20 protein-coding genes, 1 tRNA gene and 1 pseudogene are annotated in these 24,549 nt (G+C 61.7%); 6 read left to right on the top strand and 16 right to left on the bottom strand.

The features are described from left to right. Positions 1 to 30: 30 nt before the first annotated feature. The gene (locus D4A92_RS11235) at positions 31 to 1,437 is read left to right on the top strand and encodes a DHA2 family efflux MFS transporter permease subunit (RefSeq protein WP_203013047.1); all 1,407 of its coding nucleotides are present in this window, start codon (positions 31 to 33) and stop codon (positions 1,435 to 1,437) included. Here the strand turns inward: D4A92_RS11235 and D4A92_RS11230 are convergent. The 3 genes and pseudogenes from D4A92_RS11230 to D4A92_RS11220 form a co-directional block, all read right to left on the bottom strand. Further along, positions 1,438 to 1,820, bottom strand: a pseudogene (locus D4A92_RS11230) (VOC family protein). It abuts the gene before it with no gap. 56 nt (positions 1,821 to 1,876) lie between these two features. Then, a complete protein-coding gene (locus tag D4A92_RS11225) occupies positions 1,877 to 2,659 on the bottom strand; it encodes an RlmE family RNA methyltransferase (protein ID WP_203013044.1) in 783 nt (260 codons plus the stop codon). A 2-nt stretch (positions 2,660 to 2,661) separates the two neighbouring features. Further along, the gene (locus D4A92_RS11220) at positions 2,662 to 4,320 is read right to left on the bottom strand and encodes a Ppx/GppA phosphatase family protein (RefSeq protein ID WP_203013042.1); all 1,659 of its coding nucleotides are present in this window, start codon (positions 4,318 to 4,320) and stop codon (positions 2,662 to 2,664) included. 297 nt (positions 4,321 to 4,617) lie between these two features. Between D4A92_RS11220 and D4A92_RS11215 the strand changes: the two genes are divergently transcribed. Further along, positions 4,618 to 4,691: transfer RNA gene (locus D4A92_RS11215), tRNA-Gln, on the top strand. Positions 4,692 to 4,925: 234 nt separating this feature from the next. On the opposite strand, the gene D4A92_RS11210 is transcribed toward D4A92_RS11215, so the two are convergent. The 4 genes from D4A92_RS11210 to D4A92_RS11195 are packed head-to-tail and all read right to left on the bottom strand — an operon-like array spanning position 4,926 to position 8,930. After that, positions 4,926 to 5,699, bottom strand: coding sequence for an ABC transporter ATP-binding protein (locus D4A92_RS11210; protein WP_203013040.1), 774 nt, complete (start codon positions 5,697 to 5,699; stop codon positions 4,926 to 4,928). A 2-nt stretch (positions 5,700 to 5,701) separates the two neighbouring features. Beyond that, positions 5,702 to 6,679 (bottom strand): ABC transporter substrate-binding protein, encoded by a 978-nt coding sequence (locus tag D4A92_RS11205; protein WP_203013039.1) that lies wholly within the window; start codon positions 6,677 to 6,679, stop codon positions 5,702 to 5,704. Positions 6,680 to 6,726: 47 nt separating this feature from the next. Further along, positions 6,727 to 7,566 carry an ABC transporter permease gene (locus D4A92_RS11200; RefSeq protein ID WP_203013037.1) on the bottom strand — a complete coding sequence of 280 codons (840 nt, stop codon included), beginning with the start codon at positions 7,564 to 7,566 and terminating at the stop codon, positions 6,727 to 6,729. Between the two features lie 11 nt (positions 7,567 to 7,577). Then, positions 7,578 to 8,930 carry an LLM class flavin-dependent oxidoreductase gene (locus tag D4A92_RS11195; protein ID WP_203013035.1) on the bottom strand — a complete coding sequence of 451 codons (1,353 nt, stop codon included), beginning with the start codon at positions 8,928 to 8,930 and terminating at the stop codon, positions 7,578 to 7,580. A gap of 264 nt (positions 8,931 to 9,194) precedes the next feature. Between D4A92_RS11195 and D4A92_RS11190 the strand changes: the two genes are divergently transcribed. Then, complete coding sequence (locus D4A92_RS11190; protein WP_102019265.1) at positions 9,195 to 9,641, top strand: Rrf2 family transcriptional regulator; 447 nt, start codon at positions 9,195 to 9,197, stop codon at positions 9,639 to 9,641. On the opposite strand, the gene D4A92_RS11185 is transcribed toward D4A92_RS11190, so the two are convergent. Both D4A92_RS11185 and D4A92_RS11180 read right to left on the bottom strand, forming a co-directional pair. Further along, on the bottom strand, positions 9,617 to 10,495 hold the full coding sequence (locus tag D4A92_RS11185) for a hypothetical protein (protein ID WP_203013033.1): 879 nt from the start codon (positions 10,493 to 10,495) through the stop codon (positions 9,617 to 9,619). The genes D4A92_RS11190 and D4A92_RS11185 overlap by 25 nt on opposite strands. 30 nt (positions 10,496 to 10,525) lie before the next feature. Further along, positions 10,526 to 11,080, bottom strand: coding sequence for a flavin reductase family protein (locus tag D4A92_RS11180; protein WP_203013030.1), 555 nt, complete (start codon positions 11,078 to 11,080; stop codon positions 10,526 to 10,528). 140 nt (positions 11,081 to 11,220) lie between these two features. Between D4A92_RS11180 and D4A92_RS11175 the strand changes: the two genes are divergently transcribed. Then, complete coding sequence (locus tag D4A92_RS11175; RefSeq protein ID WP_203013027.1) at positions 11,221 to 12,681, top strand: FAD/NAD(P)-binding protein; 1,461 nt, start codon at positions 11,221 to 11,223, stop codon at positions 12,679 to 12,681. Positions 12,682 to 13,194: 513 nt separating this feature from the next. Here the strand turns inward: D4A92_RS11175 and D4A92_RS11170 are convergent. The 6 genes from D4A92_RS11170 to kdpF form a co-directional block, all read right to left on the bottom strand. Continuing rightward, complete coding sequence (locus D4A92_RS11170) at positions 13,195 to 13,884, bottom strand: response regulator (protein ID WP_203013024.1); 690 nt, start codon at positions 13,882 to 13,884, stop codon at positions 13,195 to 13,197. After that, positions 13,881 to 16,571, bottom strand: a complete 2,691-nt coding sequence (locus D4A92_RS11165) for a sensor histidine kinase (protein WP_203013022.1) — start codon at positions 16,569 to 16,571, stop codon at positions 13,881 to 13,883. Before D4A92_RS11165 ends, D4A92_RS11170 begins: the two co-directional genes overlap by 4 nt. A 114-nt stretch (positions 16,572 to 16,685) precedes the next feature. After that, the gene (kdpC, locus tag D4A92_RS11160) at positions 16,686 to 17,249 is read right to left on the bottom strand and encodes a potassium-transporting ATPase subunit KdpC (protein WP_203013020.1); all 564 of its coding nucleotides are present in this window, start codon (positions 17,247 to 17,249) and stop codon (positions 16,686 to 16,688) included. A 2-nt stretch (positions 17,250 to 17,251) separates the two neighbouring features. After that, positions 17,252 to 19,288 carry a potassium-transporting ATPase subunit KdpB gene (gene kdpB, locus D4A92_RS11155; protein WP_203013018.1) on the bottom strand — a complete coding sequence of 679 codons (2,037 nt, stop codon included), beginning with the start codon at positions 19,286 to 19,288 and terminating at the stop codon, positions 17,252 to 17,254. A gap of 10 nt (positions 19,289 to 19,298) precedes the next feature. Continuing rightward, entirely contained in the window at positions 19,299 to 21,008 is a 1,710-nt protein-coding gene (kdpA, locus tag D4A92_RS11150; protein WP_203013016.1) for a potassium-transporting ATPase subunit KdpA, read from the bottom strand. Positions 21,009 to 21,022: 14 nt separating this feature from the next. Then, on the bottom strand, positions 21,023 to 21,124 hold the full coding sequence (kdpF, locus tag D4A92_RS11145) for a K(+)-transporting ATPase subunit F (protein ID WP_203013014.1): 102 nt from the start codon (positions 21,122 to 21,124) through the stop codon (positions 21,023 to 21,025). 853 nt (positions 21,125 to 21,977) lie between these two features. On the opposite strand from kdpF, the gene D4A92_RS25085 reads away from it, so the two are divergent. Next, entirely contained in the window at positions 21,978 to 22,601 is a 624-nt protein-coding gene (locus D4A92_RS25085) for a CNNM domain-containing protein (RefSeq protein WP_246753929.1), read from the top strand. After that, on the top strand, positions 22,591 to 23,010 hold the full coding sequence (locus tag D4A92_RS25080; protein WP_246753928.1) for a CBS domain-containing protein: 420 nt from the start codon (positions 22,591 to 22,593) through the stop codon (positions 23,008 to 23,010). Before D4A92_RS25085 ends, D4A92_RS25080 begins: the two co-directional genes overlap by 11 nt. 22 nt (positions 23,011 to 23,032) lie before the next feature. Here the strand turns inward: D4A92_RS25080 and D4A92_RS11135 are convergent, their stop codons facing one another. Next, positions 23,033 to 24,484: a phospholipase D-like domain-containing protein gene (locus tag D4A92_RS11135; RefSeq protein ID WP_203013012.1), complete on the bottom strand. Its 1,452-nt coding sequence runs from the start codon at positions 24,482 to 24,484 to the stop codon at positions 23,033 to 23,035. Between the last annotated feature and the right edge of the window lie 65 nt (positions 24,485 to 24,549).

Genomic DNA, 24,549 nt, shown 5'->3' with positions numbered 1-24,549 from the left:
GCCGCAGCTGCGGCTCCGCCCGGAATGCCGATGAACCGCATCACGCCCCTGATCCTCGCCGTCGCGCTCTTCATGGAGCAAATGGACTCGACCGTGATCGCCACGGCGCTTCCCACGATCGCAGCTGATCTCGGGGTGGGGCCGATTACGCTGAAGCTCGCGCTCACTTCCTATATGGTGGCGCTTGCGATCTTTATTCCGGCGAGTGGCTGGATGGCGGATCGTTACGGCGCCAAGCGGGTATTCCGGGCGGCGATTGTCGTCTTCATGCTCGGTTCGCTCTTCTGCGCCATCTCCGATTCGCTTCTTACCTTCGTTTCTGCCCGCTTCCTGCAGGGCATGGGCGGGGCGATGATGACGCCGGTCGGACGTCTCGTTCTCTTGCGCACCACGAAGAAGAGCGAACTGGTCTCCGCCATGGCGCTCCTGACCATTCCCGGCCTGCTTGGCCCGATTACCGGGCCGCCGGTCGGCGGGTTCATCACGACATTCTTCAGCTGGCACTGGATCTTCCTGATCAATATCCCGATCGGTCTCGCCGGCCTCTGGCTGTCCAGCGTCTACCTTCCCGAGATCGAGCTGGTGGAGACGGCGCGGATCGACTGGAAGGGCTTTTTCCTGAGTGCGGTGGCGGCATCCGGTCTGGTCTTCGGGCTATCGGTGATGAGCCTGCCGGCCCTGCCCGTCTGGGTCGGTGCTGCCGCGACCTTGATCGGCTTGCTGTCGATGATCCTCTACGTGCTGCATGCCCGGCGACATCCCGCACCAATCCTGAACCTGACCCTCTTTGCCAACAGAAGCTTCCGCGCCTCGATCGTCGGCGGAACGCTGTTTCGCATCGCCGCCGGTGCCACGCCTTTCCTGCTGCCGCTGATGCTGCAGCTCGGCTTCGGCATGTCTGCCTTTGAATCCGGCATGATCACCTTCATTGCCGCCGTCGGGGCAATTTCCACCAAGTTCATCGCAAGACGTGCCTTTGCCGCTCTGGGTTTTCGAAACGTGCTGATCATGGCCGGCATCTTCGGCGCGCTCACCACGGCCGCCAATGCGCTGTTCACGCCGGCCACGCCTGTTCTTCTGATCATGGCGGTCCTGCTTGTCGGCGGCTTCTGCCGCTCGTTCTTCTTCACCGGAGTGAATACGTTGGGTTATGCGGAGATCGAGGATCGTGCCGCCTCTCAAGCGACCTCGCTCACCTCCGTAATGCAGCAGGTGAGCCTGGCGCTCGGCGTTGCAGCCGCCGCCTCGATCCTGGAAGCCAGCACGCGGATGTCAGGCGGGGAGCTGTCGCTCGGTGATTTCCATCTGGCGTTTGCGATCGTCGCAGGACTGTCGCTGTTTGCGGTCGTGCCCTTTTTCGGCCTGCCGCGCGACGTCGGCTCGGCCGTTTCCGGCTACCGGCGGGCAAGCGAGGACGAGACCATTAGTGTGAAGTGACTATTCGGGCCGCTCGCAAAGCGCCGAAAGCTTGTTGCCGTCCGGATCGCGCACGTAGCAGGCATAGAAATTGGGATGAAAGTGGCGAATGCCGGGGGCGCCGTCGTCCGTGCCGCCATGGACGATTGCTGCGGCATGGAACGCATCGACTGCCGCCCGCGAAGACGCCTCGAAGGCCGCATGGAGCCATTGCCCACCGATGCCGCGCGGCGATCGAAGGGATGATTGATCCAGAACCGGCAGCGGCTATCGCCGGTGGTGGCATAACCCGCCTCGTTCTCGTCCGTTTCACGGCGCTCGATACCGAGCGTGGCAAGGACGGCATCATAGAAGCGGATGGCGCGAGGCAGATCGTTGATGCCGACGGTGATATAAGTAAACATGACGGACGATCCCTCCGCTTAGCCCCGGCTCAAGACACCGCGCTTCCAGCTTGGCCTCAGTCCTGATCCAGATCCTCGGTGGCGGGAATATCTTCGCGCGGATCGCGGGCGAAACCTTCCTCGTCGAGTTCGACAACGCCTGGGCCATTGCGGCCCTTGAAGCCTTTGGCAAGCAGGAACATCTCGACCGATTCCTGGCGCGACGAGGCTGGCTTGATATGCAGGACCTGGCGGAAATTCTGCTTCAACATGTTGAGCAGATCCTTTTCCGTGCCGCCCTGGAAGGTCTTGGCAAGGAAATGTCCGCCTTCGGCCAGAACCTCGACGGCAAAGTGTGCCGCCACTTCGCAGAGATGCATGGTGCGAATGTGGTCGGTCTTCTGGTGGCCGGTGGTGGGGGCTGCCATGTCCGACAGGACGAGGTTCGGCGTGCCGCCGACGGCTTCGATCAGCTGGCGGGGTGCGTCCGGATCCAGGAAGTCAAGATGCAGGATCTTCACGCCCGGGATCTGCGCCATTTCGAGGAAATCGATTGCGGCGACGCGGATGTCCTCGTCGGTGGAATCGGTCACCTTGGCGGCGATCTGCGACCAGCTGCCGGGGGCAGCGCCAAGGTCGATGATGCGCTTGGCGCCCTTCAGGACCTGATGCTTCTCGTCGATCTCCAGCAGCTTGAAGGCTGCACGGGCGCGGTAACCCTCAAGCTTCGCCCGCTGGACATAGGGATCATTGATATGCCGCTCGAGCCAGCGTCTAGAAGAGGCCTTGAGCTTGCCCTTCTTGACCTTCTGGCCGAGCTTGCGGCCCGTGCGGTTGCCGCCGATGGGTGGTTTCGCCATGGTCAGCGCTCCCTCAAAACTGGAGGACGTCGGTTGCGGCCGCGGCGCCAAACGCCGTCATCGGCCATCATGTCGGTGAGCAGGCCTTCGCGAAGGCCGCGATCGGCGACGCGCATGCGGCTCGAGGGCCAGCGACGGCGGATCGCTTCGAGGATGGCGCAGCCGGCCAGAACGAGGTCGGCACGATCAGGGCCGATGCAGGGATTGGCGGCGCGGCCGGCATAATCCCAGGACAGAAGTTTTGCCTGCATGGCGGTCACCTCGGCATCGGAGAGCCAGAGGCCATCGACCTTGCGGCGATCGTAGCGCGGCAAGTCGAGATGCACGCCGGCGAGCGTCGTCACCGTTCCCGAGGTGCCGATCAGGTGGAAATCGTCCATGCTGCGCGGGATATCGGGGCATTCGAACTTGGCCAGCATGCCTTCGACCTCGCGGATCATGCCTTCGAAAATATCAGGCGTGACGTCGCGACCGCCATGGCGCTCGGAGAGCGTCACCACGCCCACGGGAAGCGAGGTCCAGTGGGTGATGTGGTTGGCAAGCCGGCTGGAGCGATTGTCATGGATGCGAATGACCGCAATCTCCGAGGACCCGCCGCCGATATCGAAGAGCACGACGGAGCGCGCTTCCCGGCCGACGAGCGAAGAGCAGCCGGAAACGGCAAGGCGCGCCTCGGTCTCGCGATTGATGATCTCAAGCTGCAACCCGGTTTCGGCGGTGACCCGCTCCAGGAAGAGCTCACCGTTTTCCGCCGCACGGCAGGCTTCGGTTGCGATCAGCCGCATCCGCCTGATGTCACGGCCAGACAGCTTGCTGGCGCAGACGCGCAGGGCGTCGACCGCGCGGTCCATGGCGTCCTGCGACAGGCGGCCGGTGGTGCCAAGGCCTTCGCCGAGACGCACGATGCGGGAAAAGGCATCCACGACACGGAACTGGCCAGGCCGGGTCGGCTGGGCAATCAGCAGGCGGCAATTGTTGGTGCCAAGATCGAGTGCCGCATAGAGGTCATCCGGCCCGCCGTCCTGGGCCGGGCGGACCCGCTCAACAGCGGGCACGGTCTTTTGCGGCACATGGGCAACCGGATCTGCGTGGGGTGCAGCATGCGCCTGGGCTCGACTCGGCTTTGCCGCAGCGGCCGAGGGCGGCTCGGAACCGGCCAGCGGGCGCACATGGCCCGGCTTCTGGGCTACCGCATGGCGATTTCGATTGCGCTTGCGCTTGCGACCGGAGCGCGGGCTTGCCGGATCCGACCCGCCTTGCTCTCGGATCCGCGCCGCACGCGACTGAGGCTGCATGCCCTGCTCGCTGCGGCCGTTGTCCCGCAGGTTCGCGGACGCCGCAGTCTCTGTGCTGCCCGTCACACCACGGTCATGGATCTTACCGTTGGGGTTGCCAATCGTCGCATCCGCAGCGCCGGGACCGCCGCCCTTGCCGCGACGACGGCGCTTTCGCTTGCGGATGGGACCATCCGCAAAGACTGTTTCGGAACGTCGCTCGGCGACCGGCGTGCCCGCCGATCCTGCCGAGGCAGAAGCCTCGTGACCGTTTTTACCCGGTCCCGTCTTCTTGCCCTTGCCGCGCCGACGGGGAGACCCGCCCTTGCGCTTGCCTGTCGACGCCCCCTCGCTGTTCGGCTGTCCGCCGCGATTGGGGTCTGTCACTGAAGTTTTCCACTGCACCGCGCAAGGCGCCAAGATCGACGCATGCCGCTGGTGTCATCATTCGTTTCGTTGGGCAAAGCATACCAGCGCCTGCCCCGAGCACCAAACGGTTTTTCGAATGGGCCGCCGGGAGCATGAGGCACGGCTGCAAGCGGCCGGCCACAGCGCTCATCAAGCGGCTTTCAACCTCGCGTCACGCTCTTTTGCGAAAGCTGTCATTTTTTTTAAATTCAGTCTTTGCAATGCCGGATGTTTTGGCTATAAGCCCGCTCACCGATCGCGGCAGCGATACCCTGGTGGGGAATAGTTCAACGGTAGAACGACGGACTCTGACTCCGTTAATCTTGGTTCGAATCCAGGTTCCCCAGCCAAACTTTTTCAGCTAAAAATTGCGTATGGATAACAGTGACTTGGTGCAGCCGCTATGGCGTGTGCGGACCTCTCCCGCGAACGCCGACCTCAAAGGGCTGCGGAGGCAAATTTCCGGTTATCGGCATCATGTAAAAATAGCTGCCACAGTTTGGCTCGCTTCGCTTACCGCCCAGCTAAAGTCGAAGAAAGAAGCGCAGCCAAAGACCGCGCTTCCTCTTTCCTGCTCATCCATTTCAATGCAGTCCAAACAGCCCAAGCAGTTCCTCTCGCTGGCGCACGAAATCGGGCGCGCTGCGATCGCGGGGCCGGGGCAAGTCGATGTTGATCAGCCGGGGCTCTCCGCCCTTGTCTCGAGGCAGAATCAGGATTCGGTCGGCAAGGAAAATCGCTTCTTCGAGATCGTGGGTGACGAGCACTGTTGTCACGTCCTCCTCCTTCCAAATCCGCGCCAGCTCCTGCTGCATGCCGATCTTCGTCATGGCATCCAGCGCACCGAGCGGTTCGTCGAGCAGCAGGATTTCCGGCTGGACAGCGAGCGCGCGCGCGATACCGACCCTTTGTGCCATACCTCCGGAGAGCTGGCGTGGATAGGCGGTTTCAAAGCCCTTCAAGCCGACCAGATCGACATAGCGCTGTGAGATGAAGTGCGCCTCGTCGCGGGAGAGGCCTCTGGTCTCCAATCCGAAGCCGATATTGTCGATAACTGTCAGCCAGGGCAGGAGGCGCGGCTCCTGGAAGATGACGGCCCGTTCCGTGCCAACGCCGCGGATGCGACGGCCGTCGATCAGGACATCGCCGCTGTCCGCATCTTCGAGCCCCGCCAGTATCCGCAGAAGGGTCGTCTTGCCCGAACCGCTGGCACCGACGATCGCCAGGCTTTCGCCCGAGCGGATGGTGAGGTTTAGATCCTTCAGGACCGGCAGCGGCTGTCCATTGAGGGTGAAGGTCTTGGAGAGGTTACGGATCGTCACCTCTCCGCGAATGCTGTTGGACTGAGCGAGCGCCATGATCAATTGCTCGCCGTCTCGGGGGAATAGAGGATCTCGTTGGCCGAGAGCTGACCTTCCTTCAGCTTGCCTTCCCGAACCAGGACATCGATCCAGAACTGCAGGTCACGCTCGACTGCCTTGCCGCCGGGGCGAACTCCATAGCCTCGGAAGAACTGGGCGATATCAGCGTTCTCGCCGCGCTCTGCCAGTGCCTTGCCAAGGATTGCCTTGGTTTCCTCAGGGTTTTCGCGGGCATAGTCGAGTGCACGCTCGGACTGTTCGACGAAGACCTTGGCAGCTTCCGGATGTTTTTGGATGAAGTCGCGGCGCAGGACGATGAAGCCACCGGCGATTTCGCCCAGAACATCAGTGTCGTCGAAGATCGCACGGAGCCCACCCTTCTGCTTCGCCGCACCCTCGAAGGTCGTCTGCCAGTAGCCGAAGGCCGAGACGTCGACCTGACCGGAGCGCAGGACCTGTTCAAGCTGCGGCCCAGGAACGACGATCTGATTGGCGGCATCCGACGGCAAACCGACGGAATGCAGCGCTTCGCGGATCGTGTAGTCGAGATGAGCACCGAGCGTGTTCACTGCGACGGTCTTTCCGGCAATGTCCTTGATCTCGCGGATTGGACTGCCTTCCAACACGTAGAAGATCGACTGGACCTCGTCGTTGATGCCGTTCGAGGGATAGGCCGCGACGAAGTCGTTGCCACCGATGATCGAGTTCAAGACAGCAGAGGTGGCAGCACTGCCGATCTCGACATCGCCGGAGGCCAGCGCAATGAGCGAGGCCGGGCCGCCAGTGGCATAGCCGACATTCTCGATGGTGATGCCGGTGCCTTCGAAATAGCCGAGTTCAGCGGCCAACTCATGGGCGGACAATCCGCCCTGGCTAGCGAGATAGCGGAACTTGACCTCATCGGCAGCGTAGGCGGAACCCGAGAGGGCTATTGCGAGTGCTGCGGAAAGAGCGAGCTTGCGGGAATGGAAGGTCATGAGAGTTTCCTTTGTAACGAGAATGGAGGGATGCGTGCGATGTCTGGTCAGGCCCAGCGGCAAAGTCGCCGCTGCAGAAGGACGAGGGCGGCGTTCGCGGCGAGGCCAAGCAGCGCGAGAAGCAGGATGGCCGCGAACATCAGCGGGATCTGGAAGTTGTATTGGGCATTCATCACCTGGAAGCCGATGCCCTTGTTGGCACCGATCATCTCCGCTGCGATGAGGAGCAGCAGCGCCGTCGTCGCGGAAAGCCTGAGGCCGACGAAGATTGCGGGCACTGAGGCTGGAAGCACGACACGACGGAATATCTGCAAAGACCCAGCACCATAAGTGCGAGCCATCTCGATAAGCTTCTTGTCGACCTCCTTCACCCCACCGATCGTCGACAGGAGGATCGGGAAGAGCGTCGCCCAGAAGATGACGAAGACCTTCGACGCTTCGCCCAGACCGAGAAGCAGGATGAAAACCGGATAAAGGGCGAGCGCCGAGGTCTGGCGGAAGAACTGCAAGAGCGGATCAAGTGCCCGCTCGACAGCCCTGACCTGTCCCATGAAGAGGCCGAGCGGAATGCCAAGGCCGACGGCGGCAACAAAGGCGATGCCGGAGCGCTGCAGGCTGATCGCGATGTCATCGACGATGGCGCCCGAGGAGAGCGCCTTCCACAAGGCGCCGATGATCTGATCGAGCGGCGGGAAGACGGATGCATTCACCCATCCGAGTTTCGACGAGGCCTGCCAGAGGATGAGGAAGGCGATCACGAGACCATAGCGGCCCAGGAGGGGCCCGATCGCTGCCGTTGCCTGACTGAGCCAGCGGGGTGCGGTGTCGACATTTGGGGAGAGATCGAGGCCATAAGCCCGTCCGTGATGGATGTCTTCGTAGGACATGGGGGACCTCCTCATTCGGCGGCCTGCACGACCTGATGGTCGGCGGCATAGCGGTTGATCGGAAACGGCAGGCCAAGGTTTTCGCGGAGCGTCCGGCCCTCATAGGCGGTGCGGAAGAGCCCGCGGCGTTGCAGCTCGGAAATGACGAGATCGACGAAGTCGTTGAGACCTGTCGGAAGCCAGGGCGGCAGGATGTTGAAGCCGTCAGCCGCTTCATTTTCGAACCATTGCTGCAGCGTGTCAGCAATCTGCACGGGCGTTCCGACAATGGTGAAGTGACCGCGCGCCGAGGCGACCCACTGGTAGAGCTGGCGGATCGAGAAATTGTTCTCGTCGGCGATCTGGCGGATCAACGCCTGCCGGCTCTTCATGCCCTCAGTCGGGGGCGCGGGTGGCAGTGGACCGTCGAGATCGTAGCCCCTCAAGTCGAGCGTGCCACCTGTCAGGCCGTTGAGCAGGCCGATGCCGTCTTCCTCCAGGATCAGCGAGGTCAGGCGATCGTATTTCTCGCGCGCTTCTTCCTCTGTGCGACCGACGAAGGGCGAGACACCGGGCATGATCAGGATGTGGTCGGGGTTGCGCCCTAGGCCACGGGCACGATTCTTGATGTCGCGGTAGAATTCCTGCGCGGTCTCGATGTGCTGGTGGGCGGTGAAGATCACCTCTGCCGTCGCAGCGGCCAGACCACGGCCGTCATCGGATTGGCCTGCCTGGACGATGACAGGATGCCCCTGGCGCGAGCGAGAGACGTTGAGTGGTCCCTTGACCTTGAAGTGCTCGCCCTTGTGCGCGGCATCATGCAGCTTGCCGGGATCGAAGAAGACACCCGTTTCCTTGTCGCGGATGAAGGCATCGTCCTCAAAACTGTCCCAGAGCTTCTTGACGACATCGACATGCTCGGCGGCGCGCTTGTAGCGGTCGGCATGCGGGAGCTGCTGATCACGGTTGAAGTTCTGCGCCGTGGCATCGCCCGTTGTCGTGACGACGTTCCAGCCGGCCCGGCCGTCCGAGATCAGGTCAAGCGAGGCGAACTTGCGCGCCGTATTGTAGGGCTCCTCATAGGTCGTCGACGCCGTCGCGATGAAACCGAGATGGGTGGTGAACGGGGCAAGCGCCGAAAACAGCGTAACGGGCTCAAAGCCGGCGACCCTTGCATTTCCGCCTTCCCGCGCGCCGCCGAAGCCGACGGCCAGACCGTCGGCAAGGAAGTAGGCGTCGAACAATCCCCTCTCGGCGGTGAGAGCCAACTGCTTGTGAAACTCGAAGCTGAGGGCACCATCCGCCGGCTGATCCGGATGCCGCCAGGAGGCGACATGCTGTCCGCCGCCGGGAAGAAATGCGCCTAATCTGATCTTGCGTGTCATGGCTGGTCCTCTCTCACTCGATTATCGAATGAGGTCAGCCTACAATGTCTATAATTTATATAGAGAAATGGGATTGCAAAGATTCAGCCCGTCGGCGAATGGATTTTCGAATGTGACGCCGATCTGAGACATCTGCGACGCGGAAGCAAAAAGGCTGACGCACTTGGCTCACTCGATCCGGAATACGGCTTGAACGCTTACTTCATAAAAACTATATACGATGAGCAAAATCACCCTTGAGGCCTTCGGCCGGATATCTCCGCGATGCTCACCAACAAAGGCAAGTATGGTCTGAAAGCGCTGGTCGACCTCGCGGGTCTGGAGCCAGGGCAGACGGCGTTCGTGACCGACATCGCGACGCGAAACAATATTCCGAAGAAGTTCCTCGACACGATCCTGCTGGAGCTGCGCAACAACGGCTTCCTGCGCTCGAAGAAGGGGCCGAATGGCGGTTACGCGCTGTCAAAACCCGCCGACGAGATCATGATCGGTCAGGTCATCCGCGCCCTTGACGGGCCACTTGCGCCAATCCGCTGCGCCAGTCGTACGGCATTCGAAGCCTGCGACGATTGCCGGGACCCAGCATCATGCCAGATCCGGATTTCCATGACGCAGGTTCGCGATGCCATGGCCGCTGTTCTCGACACAATGACGCTGACGCAATTCGTGGCGTCGGAACAGCCCGATCAGGATCTGATCGCCGGCGAGTGATCCGCGGAACAGCGCAAACGCGCCGTGTCCAGTGCGAGGCAACACCGATCGATCTGCGCTAAGTCGACTGGCGGGTCGTCCACCTGAATGCCATCGATGAAGGAGGCTGCCTTCTGGATCATCGCGTCCAGAAGTTCGAGTTCGATTGCAGCAGAAGGAACTGCCCCTGAGGTCAGTGTCTTCGCGCCAACTCGTCCGCGGGCTGCGGCAGCCATCAGAAACGCCGCCATCAGCCGCGCCAGACAGTCCGCATTCTCACCGAGGGAGAGAATGTAATCGGGATGCACGGTCAACTCCGATGACGACTCTTCGCCGCGGAGTGACACGCGCTTGCTGTCGAGAATGGCGGCCACCGGTTCAGAACCTGATCCAGACGCCCTGATGATTTGCCAGTCTGCCGCACCAACCTCGAAATCCGAGCCAGCATTGTCCAAGGCGAAAGCCAGACCCGACTGTACCAGCCTCGGCGGCGAAACACCCTCGCGATGGGCGCTCAAGTCGAAGACATCGCCCAGCACAACGCGTCCGTAAATCGCCCTGCGCTGTTCTGCTGATCCGCTGGTGCGAACCAGTTCCAAGGCCACAAGATGTCGGAGCAGTTTCTCCGCCGCCTTTGCGTTCCAGGTGGTCAGTCGGCTGACGGCCTCGGCGACGATGAGGTTCGAGATGTCCGCTCCCCCGAAGCTCGCGGGAATGGACATGGCGAGAAGCCCACTCGTGGGCAGACCGGAGACCTGATCCAGATTGTGACTTGTCGCCGAAGGTCCCAAGCGATCGAGTGCGGCCAAGACATCGGCCTCACGCGTCAGGGCAACCGGTACGGGTCGCAATCGATCAGCCGTCGATACCACCATCAAACAGACCCTCCTCCACTCAAGCCAGAGTTACGTCACTGCGTGGTATTTGCCATTCTGATACAGGAGTGAACTCCCACCGCTCAAACGTATCGAAAGGACGCGACCAATCAGGATGACATGGCTGTGTCGCTCGATCGCCTCCTCAACTTCGCAGTCGAGTGCTGCTACCGCATCTTCCAGCACGGGCGCTCCGCTGGCAAGCCTTGTCCATTCGGCACCAACATAGCGCTCGGGTCCCTTCAATCCACCAATGCCCGCAAAGCGGTTTGCAATATCCTGATGGGCGGCACCAATCACATTGACCGCGAAGTGGCGATAGCGCTCCACGACGGGCCAGGTGGAGGAGGATCTGTTGAGGGACACCAGCATACGCGGGGGATCGACGGACAGAGCCGTCGCAGAGGTGACCGTGGCGCCTGAGCGCTCGGCACCTTCACCTGCCGTGATCACGCTGACACCGCCACCCAGTGTTCTCAAGGCCTCCTTCAAACCGGCCGCGTCGGCTGGTCTATCGGACACCAGTCGATCTGACGCTGGGCGAAGGCGGGGCTCGCTGAATTCGCTGGCGACAAAAACGTTCATCTGACCTCTCCGTGAAGACTGCATCTGAAGCATGGGTAACAGCCGCGGAACCGAAGCAGTAGACAAGCGTTTTTAATCTCCATATATTTTATAGAAAATATGCCCAGATCTGCCACCCGCGAACCGGAAGGAAGACTGCCATGTTGAAGATCAGGATGTCGTCCCCGAGACTGCAGGCGCAAACGCCGCGCCCCGGCTCCCGCGTCGCAATCATCGGCGGCGGATATACGGGCGCGATTGTTGCCAAACTTCTGGTCGAGCGCGGGGTTCGGGAGATCGAAGAGGTAACGGTCTTCGAGTCCCGCGAGCAGCTCGGATGTGGCCTTGCCTATGATGTCCAGAACATCGATGTTCGCCTGAATGTCGCGGCACACAGAATGCGCGCCATCCCCGGCGCGCCGACAGCCTTCCTCGACTGGCTGCAGACCAGCGGAACGCTCACGGTCGATCCACAGGCCGTGACCCCGGAAGGCATCTTTGCCCGGCGTCGAGATTTCGGACGTTTCATGCAGGCGCAACTTGCGCCCCATCTCGACAGTGGCGCGGTGCGACACATCCGAGATGTCGTTCGGGTTGTCGAGCGAGAGAACGAGCAGTGGCGGATATGCGGGGCTAACGGCACCATCGTCATGGCCGACATTCTGATCCTTGCGACCGGGCATCCTCCTGCCTCTAGACCACCCGTCGTCGACAGGCTGAGCGCTTTGGCAACGAGCCGTGTCAAAGATATCCTTGCCGCTGATGCGTTCAACGAAATCGGAAAGTGCGATCCCGTCCTTATCGTCGGCTCCGGTCTCACCGCAATTGATGCCCTCTGCCGCCTGAAGGCCCTTGGCCACACCGGGACCGTCAGCCTACTCTCCCGCACAGGCCTTATGCCGCGAAAGCATGCTGGCGGTGGCTTTTCACCCTTTGGTGACTTCAGCAGCACCGACCTCACGTCGGCCAGAAAGCTTCTCTCGAAGGTGCGAGCGACGATCAGAGATGCGCAGGTGCATGGCATACCCTGGCAGTCCGTGTTCGATGCTCTGCGTCAGCATGCACCGTCATTGTGGCAAGCGCTGCCGATGCGCGAGCGACAAAAATTCCTGAGGCGCCTCCGCCGCTGGTATGATGTTCATCGGTACCGGATGCCACCCCAAGGGGCCGCCATCCTCGAACTGGGCATCGACACTGGTCGGGTCAGACTGGAAACGGGCGATCTCATGTCCATCAGGGACGACGGACAAGAGCTTCTTGCGGCGGTGGATACCCGCGAAGGAAAGACCGAGTTTCGCTGCCGCCACATCCTTCTGGCGACTGGCCCTGATTTCCAGGACTATGCGGCCCATCAGCGGTTTCTGCTCGGCATGCACCGGGATGGCTTCATCCAACCGGATCCGCTCGGTCTCGGCCTTGCTTGCGACTTTGCTGGCAGAGCCCTCACTGTTGCAGGAACACCGAAATCCACGCTCTTCGTCGCCGGACCGCCCGCTCGCCCAGCATTCGGTGAGCTGACAGGCGTCCCGGAAATTGCCGCGCAAGCTGCGAGCTTGGTGGACCGGATCATCGGCTGTTGTGCCCGCGAGACGAGGACCATCGTCATTAGCCCCACGGTGTGAATGGCTGGCAACTAGCCTTGCCTAAGCCCGTAGCGAACAACCCCACACCTGCCATGGGACGAAGAAGGTCAGCAGGTTGGTGGCGGCGCTGCGCGCAAACTGGTACCCGTCCGGACCCCGTAACGGTCAGCCTTTACTTACGCTAATCACCTCATCCCAGGTCGCCAATATTAGCCGTCAGCAGCGCGTTCTTGAGCGGAAATTATTGCCGCTCTCCCGCCATGTTGACGTCGGCCCAAAGCCAGGGCACAAAGATGGCATCCACGGTCGCTCGCGACAGGAAAACAGAGGAAAATCAAAGGCAATTTTTTTAAGCCTTTGAAATCGTGTGAGAATCCAGGTTTTCCAGGCAGGCCATTTTAAGTTGGTTTTCCGCGTAAATTTGGCGGCTGCTTCTCACAGAAAAAAGCGACGCCTTCTCAACAACTTGAGCAATCCCGGCTGCTGGTCTTCAGTCCATCCGTCGTTCCGAAACGGGTCTCGCGAAAATTGGCTGGGTACCGGCAGCAGGTTTTACTCCTGCTCCGCCATCCGATAGCCCACGCCCGGTTCCGTGCGCACGATCCGGGGCTGGGTCGGATCGCGTTCGATCTTCTGGCGGAGCTGGCCGATGAAGACGCGCAGGTAATGCAGGTCGTCGCCGTGGGCGGGGCCCCAGACGGATGTCAGCAATGTGCGGTGCGTAACGACCCGACCGGTATGGCGGGCGAGCAACAGGAGCAGGTCGTACTCCTTCGGCGTCAAATGCACGAACTCGCCGCCTCGCGAGACGAGCCGCTTCACCGGATCGATCGTCAGGCCGTCGATTTCCATCACGGTGGGGATCGCGTCCCGGCGTCCACGATGACGCAGCGCGGTGCGGATACGGGCAGTCAGCTCTCCAATGCCGAAGGGCTTCTCGACATAGTCGTCGGCGCCCAGATCGAGTGCCGCAATCTTCTCGCTCTCGCGATCCCTGGCCGAGAGGATGACGATCGGGATATCCGACCAGCCGCGCAGGCTGGCGATGACCTCCTTGCCGTCCATATCCGGCAGACCGAGATCAAGGATGACCAGATCCGGCGCCTGGGTGGCGACAGCCTTCAGCGCTTCGGCGCCCGTTCCGGCTTCGACGACCTCGTAGCCTGCGGCCGTCAGAGACGGTTTCAGGAAACGCTGGATCTGGGGCTCGTCATCGACGACCAGAATGCGGGACTGGTTCATTGGACATCGCCCCTTGGTTCATTGCTTCCGGGAAACCGCATAACGATGCGCGTGCCCCGCTTCTTGAGAGCCGGGCTCTCCGCATGGATCTTGCCGCCCATCGCCTCGACAAAGCCACGGGCGATGGAAAGGCCGAGCCCCGTGCCGGGAGCCCGTCCATCCGGCTTTCCCCTGCGATAGAATTTTTCGAAGATCCGGTCCAGATCCTCAGGCGGAATGCCCTTGCCGTGATCGGTGACCGAGATCAGCACATCCTTGCCGTCGCGGCGGGCGTAAACGTTGATCGGCTCGTCGCCGCCATATTTCACCGCATTGTCCAGAAGGTTGAACAGCACTTGACCGATCAGAACACTGTCACCCCGGATCAGGGGCAGGTCAGAGGCAATGCCCGTCTCGACGACACGTCCCGGCGCGTATTTGCGCGTCCGCTCGACAGCGGACTGCACCACGTCTGCGACATCCACCCAATCCTGTTTCGGCTTCAGCGTGCCCGCCTCGATGCGTGTCATGTCAAGCAAATTGGCGACGAAGCGGCTCATCCGACCGCTTTCCTCCTCGATCGACTGAAGAAGATCATCGCGGTTTTCAGGCGTCATGCGCTCACCGAGCTGACGTAAGCCGGTGACAGCACCGGTGATCGTCGCCAGCGGGGTTCGCAGGTCATGGGAGATGGAGGAGAGCAGCGCTTCCCGATAACGTTCACCCTCAAGCCTTGCCGCCTGCTCGACAGTCTCGTCGGCGAGGCGTGCCCGATCGAGCGCGATCGCCGTCTGGTCAAGAATGGCGGTCAGCGCGCGTTCGGCGTTCAGGTCGAGCCGATCGCGCCTGTGCTCGATGCCGCAGACCCCGACGATGCCATGGGGTCCGAGCAGCGGGCGGAACTCGAAGCGGCTGTTCGGCAGCGTGCCCGTGCCGTGGCCGGCGGGCTCGCGCTTGTCATGGGACCAGCGAGCGGCGGTCATGTCCGTCACGTCGAGCTCGGCATCCGGCGGCCAGGCGGCGGCCACGCCGAGATCGCCCTTGCGCGGAACGAGCAGTACGACCTTGCGCTTGAGGCTCGCCTGCAATTGGGAGACAGCAAGCCAGATCGCGTCCTCGCCCTTTCCCGTGCTCGCGAGCTTTCGGGAGAAATCGTAGAGCGATTGCAACGCGGTCGCGCGGATCCGCGCGACATCGGCCTGTTCGCGGATGCGCGAGGCAAGACCGCCTGCGATGATGGCCACGGCCAGAAAGACGAAGAGCGCGAAGACCTCGTGCGGTGCGGCGATTGTGAAGGTGTGACGGGGATCGATGAAGAAGAAGTTGTAGGCGAGTGCGGAAAGAACTGCGGCGAGGAAGGCCGCGACGTAACCGCCAATCACCGACGCGCCGAGAACGGCGAGCAGGAAAAGCAGGGATATGTTGGGCAGCACAACGAAGACGTCGATTGCCTTACCCAGCAGCGTGGTCACAGCGACGAAACCCAGTGCCGTCAGCGCCGATTGCCGAAGCACGGCACTCGGTGGCACGATCAGAGTCTTGCCTGCCCGGTCGACCGTCGGGCCGTCCGGCGTGACGATATGGATGCCGAGACCTGATGCCTCACGCGCCAGAGTATCCGGCAGGGACCGCGAGACGAGCTTTTGCCAGCGGCTGCGCTTGCGCGTGCCGATGACGATCTGGGTCGCATGCTCGCGCCGGGCGAGTTTCAGGATCTCCTCGACGAAATCATTGCCGATGATACGGCGTGTTTCAGCGCCCAACTGTTCGGCAAGCCGGAAGAGCGTCTCTATCCTCTGCAGGCGTTCCGGCGTCTCGACTTCCCGGTCGGCCCGCTCGATCGAGATAACCAGCCAAGGTGCGTTGAGCCCTGAGGCGAGCCGGCTCGCAACGCGGACAACCTTCTCCGATAGCGGGTCGGAGCCGACGCAGACGATGAGGCGTTCGCCCGTGGCCCAGGGACCATCGATGGCGTTCTGCTTGAGATAGTCGACCATCTGATCGTCGACTCTGTCGGCGGTGCGACGCAGCGCCAGTTCGCGCAGCGCCGTCAGATTGCCGAGGCGGAAGAAGCGGTCGACAGCGCGGTTGGCGCTTTCGGGAAGATAGACCTTGCCCTCCTTCAGACGCTCGATCAGCTCGGATGGCGCAAGGTCGACGAGCAGAACTTCATCGGCGCGTTTGAGGACGACATCGGGCACCCGCTCGCGCACCGTGACACCGGTGATCTGGGCGACAAGATCGGCCAGGCTTTCCAAATGCTGGATGTTGAGCGCCGTCCAGACATCGATGCCTGATGATATCAGCTCCTCAATGTCCTGATGCCGCTTGGGGTGGCGGCTGTCCTCGGGGTTGGAATGGGCGAGCTCGTCGACGATGACGATGCGGGGACGCCGTTCAAGCGCCGCATCAAGGTCGAACTCCTCGAGCATCCGGCCACGATGAGCCACCCTGCGTCGAGGCAGGATCTCGAGACCGTCGAGTAGTGCTGCCGTCTCACCGCGACCATGGGTCTCGACCAGCCCGATGACGACGTCGATGCCGTCAGCCTTGAGGCGCCTGGCCCGTGAGAGCATCGCATAGGTCTTGCCGACGCCGGGTGCGGCACCCAGAAAAACGGTCAGCTTGCCCCGGCGGTCCTTATCCGCCAGGGCAAGCAGGGCATCGGGATCGGGACGTCTATCGTCCCTGCGGTCGTCATCCGCCATTCAGGTCTCACATCCAGAGCAATTCCAGCAAAGTGGGAACCGGTTTTGCGTTCGGAATTGCGTTAAAGCAAAGAAATAGAGCATTGCAGGCGATCTGATTTCGCCGGAAATGCTCTAGAGGGCATCGAGTGCCAGGTTGAGCTCTAGCACATTGACCCTTGCTTGGCCGATAATGCCGAAGGTCGGAACTTCGTTCTGCTGCGCGACGAGCGAGGCGATGGCAGCCGGCGGTATTCCCCTCGCCTGCGCAACGCGCGCCACCTGAGCTTCCGCGAAGGCCGGCGAGATATGCGGGTCGAGACCGGAGCCGGAGGCAGTGACCGCATCAGCTGGGATAGGCTGCGCGATGCCGGTTTCGGTCAAACGGGCGACATCGGCTGTGACGCGCTCCTTCAATGTCGCCGAGGTCGTGCCGAGGTTCGAGCCGGACGAGGCTGTCGCATTGTAGGGGTCTGGCCCCGTCGCAGAGGGACGCGGCCAGAAATACCGGTCGGAGGTGAAGTTCTGGCCGATCAAGGCGGAGCCTACGACCGCGCCGTCGCGTTCGATCAGGCTGCCATTCGCGTTTACAGGCATGACCGCCTGGGCGATGCCGTTGATCGCCAGCGGATAGGCGAGACCGGTGAGTGCGGTCATGGCGACAACGAGGGTAAGTGCGGGTCTGATATGGCTGAGCATGATTACACCAGATGAAGAGCGCTGACAGCGATGTCGATAACCTTGATCCCGGCAAAAGGCAGGATCAGGCCGCCGAGACCGTATACCAAGAGGTTGCGGCGAAGCAGTGCTGCGGCACCCGCCGGACGGTAAGCCACGCCTTTCAATGCCAGCGGAATGAGTGCCACGATGATCAGCGCGTTGAAGATGACGGCAGACAGGATGGCGGATTGCGGTGAGGTCAGCGCCATGATGTTGAGGGCTTCGAGCGCCGGATAGGTGGCCACGAACAAGGCCGGGATGATGGCGAAGTATTTGGCCACATCATTGGCGATCGAAAACGTCGTCAGCGACCCGCGCGTCATCAGGAGCTGCTTGCCGATCTCGACGATCTCGATGAGTTTGGTCGGACTGGAATCGAGGTCCACCATATTGGCGGCCTCGCGCGCGGCCTGGGTGCCGGTCTGCATGGCGACACCGACATCCGCCTGGGCAAGCGCCGGCGCATCATTGGTCCCGTCGCCGCACATGGCGATCAGGCGGCCGCCCTGCTGCTCGCGGCGGATATAGGCGAGCTTGTCTTCCGGTGTTGCCTGGGCGAGGAAATCGTCGACGCCGGCTTCCGAGGCAATGGCAGCTGCCGTGACCGGGTTGTCGCCGGTGACCATGACCGTACGAATGCCCATGGCGCGCAGGGCCGCAAAACGTTCCTTGATACCGGGTTTGACGACGTCCTTGAGATGGATGACGCCGAGCAGGCGGTCACCGTCGGCAACGCCAAGCGGCGTGCCACCGGTGCGAGCGACCTGGTCGACGGCGCGACGAAATTCGGCCGGCGCATCCTGATCGGTGAGACCAGCGAATTTCAGCACCGCATCGACGGCGCCCTTGCGCAGGCGGCGCTGGCCGATGTCGACGCCAGAGAGACGCGTTTCGGCGGTGAAGTCTATGACGGCATCGAACTCGGCCTTCGGCATGGGCACGCCGAATTCACCTGTCGCCAGCGCGACGACAGAGCGCCCTTCCGGCGTTTCGTCCGACAGCGAGGCGATGAGGGCGGCTTCCGCAAGTTCGGTCGGCGTGACGCCCGGAGCGGCGAGGAAGTCGCTGGCCATGCGGTTGCCGAAGGTAATCGTGCCTGTCTTGTCGAGGAGCAGAGTGTCGACGTCGCCGGCGGCTTCGACGGCGCGGCCGGAGGTGGCGATCACGTTAAAGCGCACCAGACGGTCCATACCGGCGATGCCGGTGGCCGAGAGCAGGCCGCCAATCGTGGTCGGGATCAGGGTGACCAACAGTGCTGCCAGCACCGTGACCGAAAGCACCGTGCCGGAATAACCGGCAAGGCCCCAGATCGCAACGCAGACGAACAGGAAAATCAGCGTCAGGCCGGAGAGGAGGATCGACAGCGCGATCTCGTTCGGCGTCTTCTGGCGCTTGGCCCCTTCGATCAGCGCGATCATGCGGTCGACGAAGGAGGAGCCGGGCTGGACGGTGATCTTGATCTTGATCTCGTCTGACAGAACCTGGGTGCCGCCTGTGACCGCCGACCGGTCGCCGCCGGATTCGCGGATGACCGGGGCGGATTCACCAGTGATGGCGCTTTCGTTGACCGAGGCGACACCTTCGATCACTTCGCCGTCGCCGGGGATCAGTTCGCCGGCCGCGACCAGAACGATGTCGCCAACCTTGAGGCTGGAAGCCGGAATGGTTTCCGTCTTGCCGTTAGCTCCAAGACGGCGGGCGACGAGTTCGGATTTGGTCTTCTTCAGGCTGTCCGCCTGGGCACGGCCCCGGCCCTCGGCCACGGCTTCGGCAAAAGTGGCGAAGAGCACGGTGAACCAGAGCCAGGCGGCGATCTGGCCGGAGAAACCTGCCTCGCCGGGATTGGCGGCGAGGTCACGGATGAAGAGGATCGTGACGACGACGGCGACGATTTCAGTCACGAATATGACCGGGTTGCGCATCAGCTTGCGCGGATCGAGTTTGACGACTGCGTCACGCATCGCCGGAAACAGGATCGACGGGTCGAGAAGACCTGATGCCTTGTTTTCTTTTGACATGATGGGTCCTTTAGAAGGTCTGGCCGGCGAGCATGGCGAAGTGTTCGACGATCGGGCCGAGCACCAGTGCGGGCAGGAATTGCAGGCCGCCGAGAATGAGGATGATGCCGATCAAGAGGCCGACGAACAGCGGGCCATCGGTCGGGAAGGTGCCGGCGGAGGCCGGTGACTTCACCTTAGCGGCGAGCGATCCGGCGATTGCCATGACCGGCACGACATATGCGAAGCGGCCGAGCAGCATCGCGATGCCAAGCGTCGTGTTGTACCAGGGCGTGTTGCCTGACAGACTGCCGAAGGCCGAGCCATTGTTGCCGGCTGCCGAGCTGTAGGCATAGAGGATTTCCGACAGACCGTGCGGGCCTGCGGTGCCGACGCTTGCCGCTGCAAAGGGCAGCATGGCCGAGACTGATGTGAAGCCGAGGATGACCAGCGGCAGGATCAGCACGGCGAGCATGGCGAACTTCATCTCGCGTCCCTCGATCTTCTTGCCGAGGAATTCCGGCGTGCGCCCGACCATCAGGCCGGCGACGAAGACGGACAGAATTGCAAAGACCAGCATGCCGTAGAGACCCGAGCCGACGCCGCCCGGCAGCACTTCGCCGAGCTGGATGAGGAACATCGGCACCAGACCACCCAAGCCCGTGAACGAGCCGTGCATGCCGTTGACGCCGCCATCGGACAGGCCTGTCGTCACTGCCGCATAAAGCGCGGTCATGGCCTGGCCGAAGCGGACTTCCTTGCCTTCCATGTTCCCAAGCGAGGGATCGACTCCGATCGCTGTCAGGATGGTGTTGCCTTGGGCCTCGGCCCAGTAGGTCACGGCCACGCCCGAGATCAGCAGGAAGGCCATGGCAGCGAGCAACGCCCAGCCTTGTCGGCGATTGCCGACCATCTGCCCGAAGGTGTAGACGAGCGACGCCGAGATCGACAGCATGGCGAAGATGTTGAGATAGTTCGACCACGCGGTCGGGTTCTCGAACGGATGCGCGGCATTGACGTTGAAGAAGCCGCCGCCATTGGTGCCGAGCTGCTTGATCGCTTCCTGGGAGGCGACGGGGCCGAGCGAAATCACCTGATTGGCGCCTTCCAGCGTCGTCGCGGTGACGGAGCCGTCGAGCGTCTGGGGGAGCCCCATGGCGACGAAGGCAAGTGCGACGACGATGGCGAGCGGCAACAGGACGTAGAGAGTGGCTCTCGTCATATCCACCCAGAAATTACCGAGCGTTGCGACCTTCGAACGAGCGAGTGCGCGGGTGACGGCGATCGCGAGTGCCATGCCTGTGGCCGCCGATAGGAAGTTCTGCACGGTGAGGCCGGCCATCTGGGAGAAGTGGCTCATCGTCGTCTCACCACCGTAGTTCTGCCAGTTGGTGTTGGTGACGAAGGAGACAGCCGTGTTGAAGGCGAGATCCGAAGGGAGACCGGGGAACCCGTGGGGGTTCAGCGGCAGATAGGCCTGCAGCCGCAGCATCGCATAGAGCGCAAGAAAGCCCCCGAGCGAGAAAGTCAGCATGGCGAGCGTATAGCCGAGCCAGCTCTGCTCCTTCTCGGGGCTGATGCCGCTCACGCGGTAGAGATCACGCTCCACGCGGCCGAGCACGGGGGACAGAGAGGCCCGCTCGCCGGAAAACACCCGCGCCATGTAAAGGCCGAGTGGTTTGATGACGAGAAGGACGGCGAGGAAGAGGAGGCTGATCTGCAGCCATCCGACTAGTGTCATGGGTCTGCTCCCGATCAGAAGCGTTCGGGACGCAGAAGCGTCACGACGAGATAGACGCCAAGGGCAATGGCGACGGCGAGGCCGAAGAGGGGTTCAAGCATTGGCTTTGCCCTCACAGCCGGTCGAGCGCGCGGGCGTAAAATGCGAGCACGAGAAGCGTGCCAGAGGTGAGCGCAATAAAGATGAGGTCGGACACATCAGGATCTCCCGTTGATACAGAAGATGATTTACGCCCGGGCGGATAAGGCTTCGATTGGGAAGCGGCATGGCGGGCGTAAAGAAAAAATAAGGATGCATCAGCAGGGCTGACTGTCGATCGATGACCGCTTGAACTCAGAGCAAATGGTGGTCCGTGTCCCGCGGAACGGGATGTCCGCTTGTCGGTGCGAGGATGCCGACGTGTACGACCGAATTGACGCGAAGGTGCCACGCGAAAATGCTCCCCTCACCTCCGGCTTGGCGCTCCCGAACGGAAATAATTGCCGCTCTCCCGCCATGTTGACGTCGGCCCAGAGCCAGGGCACAAAGTTGGCATCTACGGTCGCTCGCGTCAGGCGACGTCTTCTCAACAACTTGAGCAATCGTGGCTGTTGTTCTTCAGGCCATCCGTCGTGCCTGAGCGGGCCTCACAAAACTGGCTGGGGACCCGCAGGCAATCTCCGTGTTGGGGCCGTGAGTGGCAGTCCGCTCTTGTCTAACACGCCACGCAAGCAGACATTTCGCATCCAAGCTCCACAGTAAGAAACGCACCGGCCGCAGCACATCATATTTGCTCAGTTCTCAGTTCGCGCAACGAGCTCCAGGACATGTTCAACGTCGTCACCCAGATAATCGGCCGTCTACTGCGCGGTAGCGGTGAGTAAAGGGAAGGCCGAGGAGTTAGGAACAATCCAGCGTCGAAACCATTGGCGAATGGATGGAGCCTTACGAGGTTGCGCCCCGAGCTCTACTTCGAGTCTGGAAAACCCCATGACCCTTCTTGTCGTCTACGTTGCAATTGCGATCTCCATCTCGTTTGTATGCTCGATACTCGAAGCTGTATTGTTGAGCATTACGCCGAGTTATACTGCTACGCTGGAAGCGACACAGCCAGAGACAGCCCGCAAGGTGAAGATGCTCAAGGACGATGTCGATCGTCCCTTGGCAGCCATCCTCAGCCTAAATACCGTTGCCCACACTGCGGGTGCGGCCGGAGCGGGCGCCCAAGCGGCCCATGTCTTCGGAGATGCCGCGATCGCCGTTTTCTCGGCCGTGCTGACACTGCTGATCCTGGTGCTTTCGGAGATCATCCCGAAGACGCTGGGTGCGATGTATTGGAGAGCATTTACGCCGCTGGCCGCGCGCATCCTGCCGCCGATGATCTGGTCGATGTGGCCATTGGTGAAGATGTCTCAGCTCATCACCCGTCTCCTGTCGCGCGGCAGGCCGCAGCCGCCCGTCAGCCGCGACGAGATTGCGGCAATGGCCGACATCGGTCATCGCGAAGGGGTCATCGACAAGGGGGATTCTAAGGTCTTCCGTAACCTTCTGAAGTTTGATCGACTGACCGTCGCTGACATCATGACACCGCGTACTGTCGTTTATGCCCCTTGAACAGAAGTCGACGATCGATGCGGTGATAGCATGCAAGGCCGAGCTCAAGTTCTCTCGCATCCCGGTCTTCGAAGGGTCGATCGATCAGGTCACAGGCTTCGTGCTCAAGACAGACATTCTCTACGAAGCCGTGGAGGGCAAGGGCGGCACGCGTCTACAGGACATGAAGCGCGATCTGGAGGCGATCACAGAGGCGATGCCACTTGAGGAGCTTTTCGATTTCCTCATCCACAAGGATCGGCATGTCGCTCTGGTCGTCGATGAATTCGGAGGAACTGCCGGCATCGTGACCTTGGAGGATCTGATCGAAACGCTGATCGGCGAAGAGATCGTCGATGAGTTCGACAGCATACCGGATCTTCAAGCCCATGCCCGCCAGAAATGGAGCGACCGTAACGTCAAGAGCTAGCGCGCCACGCAGAGGTTCCAGTTCACCGCAAAGCCTCAGGGCGCCAACTGCCTCCCGTCAAGCTTACAAAGAAGTTTCTCGGGCTTTCAGGATCGAGCAGATCATTCTCTGCCAACATCTCCTCGAAGGCGCCGACCTCGTCAGGCACATAAGGCCGCAGCGTCTTTCCCGGCCCGAGCAGACGATCAATCGCTTTCACGAACGACCCTTTCGCCAAAGCGATGGCGTCGCGGATCGCATGCGGCTCGGTCGCAAGATGCTCGGCCAATAGCTCTGTCCGGATCGTCTCGATTACCGATGCGGTTGCGCCTGCCCTATCGTCAGATGGGACCTCGATGGCAACATCACATTCGGAATCAAATCCCAGAGAGCGGTTGTTGAAGTTGGAGGAGCCTACACGCAGCAGCCGATCGTCGATAATCGTGATCTTCGCATGCACGTAGATCGGTCTTCCCTGCTCGGTGACGGGCGTGAAGATGCGAAACCTGTCGTGGCGGTCTGCCGCGCCTACGAGTTGGAGCAAACGTGCTCGCGCCGTATCCATGGTTTTGGCTTCCAGATATCCATCTGCGGATTCGGGGTTGATCACGATGATCTCGGGACCAGCCGGCTCCTGCAGGCGGGCTGCCATGGCCTCTGCAATCCGTCGGGATGCGAAATACTGGCTCTCGCAATAGATGATGTCTTTTGCGCCGGCGATCGCGTCGAGATAGAGCGTCTCGATTTCCCGGACCTCGGATTGATCGCGATAGGCGGGGAGCGTGCGTGCGATTGCAACCTCGACATCTCTAAGCAGCACCTGGACTGCCTCCGGCCACAGGGGATCGCTGCGGTTGGGCTCGAGGAGTTTTTCGCTGGTGGCGGCAAACCATCGCTCCCGGGCGACATCCCCCAGCAGTTTTGCAACAGGTCCGCTCAGAACAGATGTCGCATCGTGCCAGGGGCCATGGGGCTTGCCATTCGGCATTTTGCGACGCGCGTCGTCGTCCAAATGCCAGCGCGTGTCCCAGCGCTCGGTGGTGATGTCGATCCCGCCGCAGAAGGCCAGCACGTCGTCGATGACCACGATCTTCTGGTGATGGGCGGAGGCAGGCGGATGCGCGCCATCCAGTTTGAAGTGGATATTGGAAGTGGACATAAGGTTCAGCAGACGAAAGGGCATGCTTCCGCGTCCCAATGAAGTGAACAAGCCCAGATGCCATTTGAGGATGTGGACTTGCAGGTCTGGACGTGTCTTGCCGATCCACTTCAGAAACCGTCCCAGCTTGTTCGGCCCTTCAAGACTGGCACCCTCAGGCTCGAACTCGATCCGGGTGTCGAAATCCCAGCCGATCAGGTAAACCACCTGCCGAGCTTCGAGGATGGCCTGCTTGACGGCAACGAAATAGTCTTCGGCGTCGAAGATGACGCCGAAACGATCTGCGCGCGCCTTCTTCCAACAGTTGCGACCTGATTGCAGGATGCTCGATGTCATGCTTCGCTCATTCTGTCCTTGAAAAAGAGGCGCGATCGCTACTCTTCCGGAGATGTAGTTCTGGG

Origin of the sequence: Rhizobium rosettiformans, from assembly GCF_016806065.1 — a bacterium.
Classification (GTDB): Bacteria; Pseudomonadota; Alphaproteobacteria; order Rhizobiales; family Rhizobiaceae; genus Allorhizobium.
The sequence above is the reverse complement of the archived record's forward strand: the minus strand, read 5'-3'. Positions and strand labels throughout refer to the sequence as shown.

What these genes read in the sequence shown, in the direction of transcription:
- D4A92_RS11235 (WP_203013047.1), top strand. Translation starts at nt 31, where the DNA reads ATGAACCGCATCACGCCCCTGATCCTCGCCGTCGCGCTCTTCATGGAG.
- D4A92_RS11225 (WP_203013044.1), bottom strand. Translation starts at nt 2,659, where the DNA reads ATGGCGAAACCACCCATCGGCGGCAACCGCACGGGCCGCAAGCTCGGC.
- D4A92_RS11210 (WP_203013040.1), bottom strand. Translation starts at nt 5,699, where the DNA reads ATGGCGCTCGCTCAGTCCAACAGCATTCGCGGAGAGGTGACGATCCGT.
- D4A92_RS11205 (WP_203013039.1), bottom strand. Translation starts at nt 6,679, where the DNA reads ATGACCTTCCATTCCCGCAAGCTCGCTCTTTCCGCAGCACTCGCAATA.
- D4A92_RS11200 (WP_203013037.1), bottom strand. Translation starts at nt 7,566, where the DNA reads ATGTCCTACGAAGACATCCATCACGGACGGGCTTATGGCCTCGATCTC.
- D4A92_RS11195 (WP_203013035.1), bottom strand. Translation starts at nt 8,930, where the DNA reads ATGACACGCAAGATCAGATTAGGCGCATTTCTTCCCGGCGGCGGACAG.
- D4A92_RS11190 (WP_102019265.1), top strand. Translation starts at nt 9,195, where the DNA reads ATGCTCACCAACAAAGGCAAGTATGGTCTGAAAGCGCTGGTCGACCTC.
- D4A92_RS11185 (WP_203013033.1), bottom strand. Translation starts at nt 10,495, where the DNA reads ATGGTGGTATCGACGGCTGATCGATTGCGACCCGTACCGGTTGCCCTG.
- D4A92_RS11180 (WP_203013030.1), bottom strand. Translation starts at nt 11,080, where the DNA reads ATGAACGTTTTTGTCGCCAGCGAATTCAGCGAGCCCCGCCTTCGCCCA.
- D4A92_RS11175 (WP_203013027.1), top strand. Translation starts at nt 11,221, where the DNA reads ATGTTGAAGATCAGGATGTCGTCCCCGAGACTGCAGGCGCAAACGCCG.
- D4A92_RS11170 (WP_203013024.1), bottom strand. Translation starts at nt 13,884, where the DNA reads ATGAACCAGTCCCGCATTCTGGTCGTCGATGACGAGCCCCAGATCCAG.
- D4A92_RS11165 (WP_203013022.1), bottom strand. Translation starts at nt 16,571, where the DNA reads ATGGCGGATGACGACCGCAGGGACGATAGACGTCCCGATCCCGATGCC.
- kdpC (WP_203013020.1), bottom strand. Translation starts at nt 17,249, where the DNA reads ATGCTCAGCCATATCAGACCCGCACTTACCCTCGTTGTCGCCATGACC.
- kdpB (WP_203013018.1), bottom strand. Translation starts at nt 19,288, where the DNA reads ATGTCAAAAGAAAACAAGGCATCAGGTCTTCTCGACCCGTCGATCCTG.
- kdpA (WP_203013016.1), bottom strand. Translation starts at nt 21,008, where the DNA reads ATGACACTAGTCGGATGGCTGCAGATCAGCCTCCTCTTCCTCGCCGTC.
- D4A92_RS25085 (WP_246753929.1), top strand. Translation starts at nt 21,978, where the DNA reads ATGACCCTTCTTGTCGTCTACGTTGCAATTGCGATCTCCATCTCGTTT.
- D4A92_RS25080 (WP_246753928.1), top strand. Translation starts at nt 22,591, where the DNA reads ATGCCCCTTGAACAGAAGTCGACGATCGATGCGGTGATAGCATGCAAG.
- D4A92_RS11135 (WP_203013012.1), bottom strand. Translation starts at nt 24,484, where the DNA reads ATGACATCGAGCATCCTGCAATCAGGTCGCAACTGTTGGAAGAAGGCG.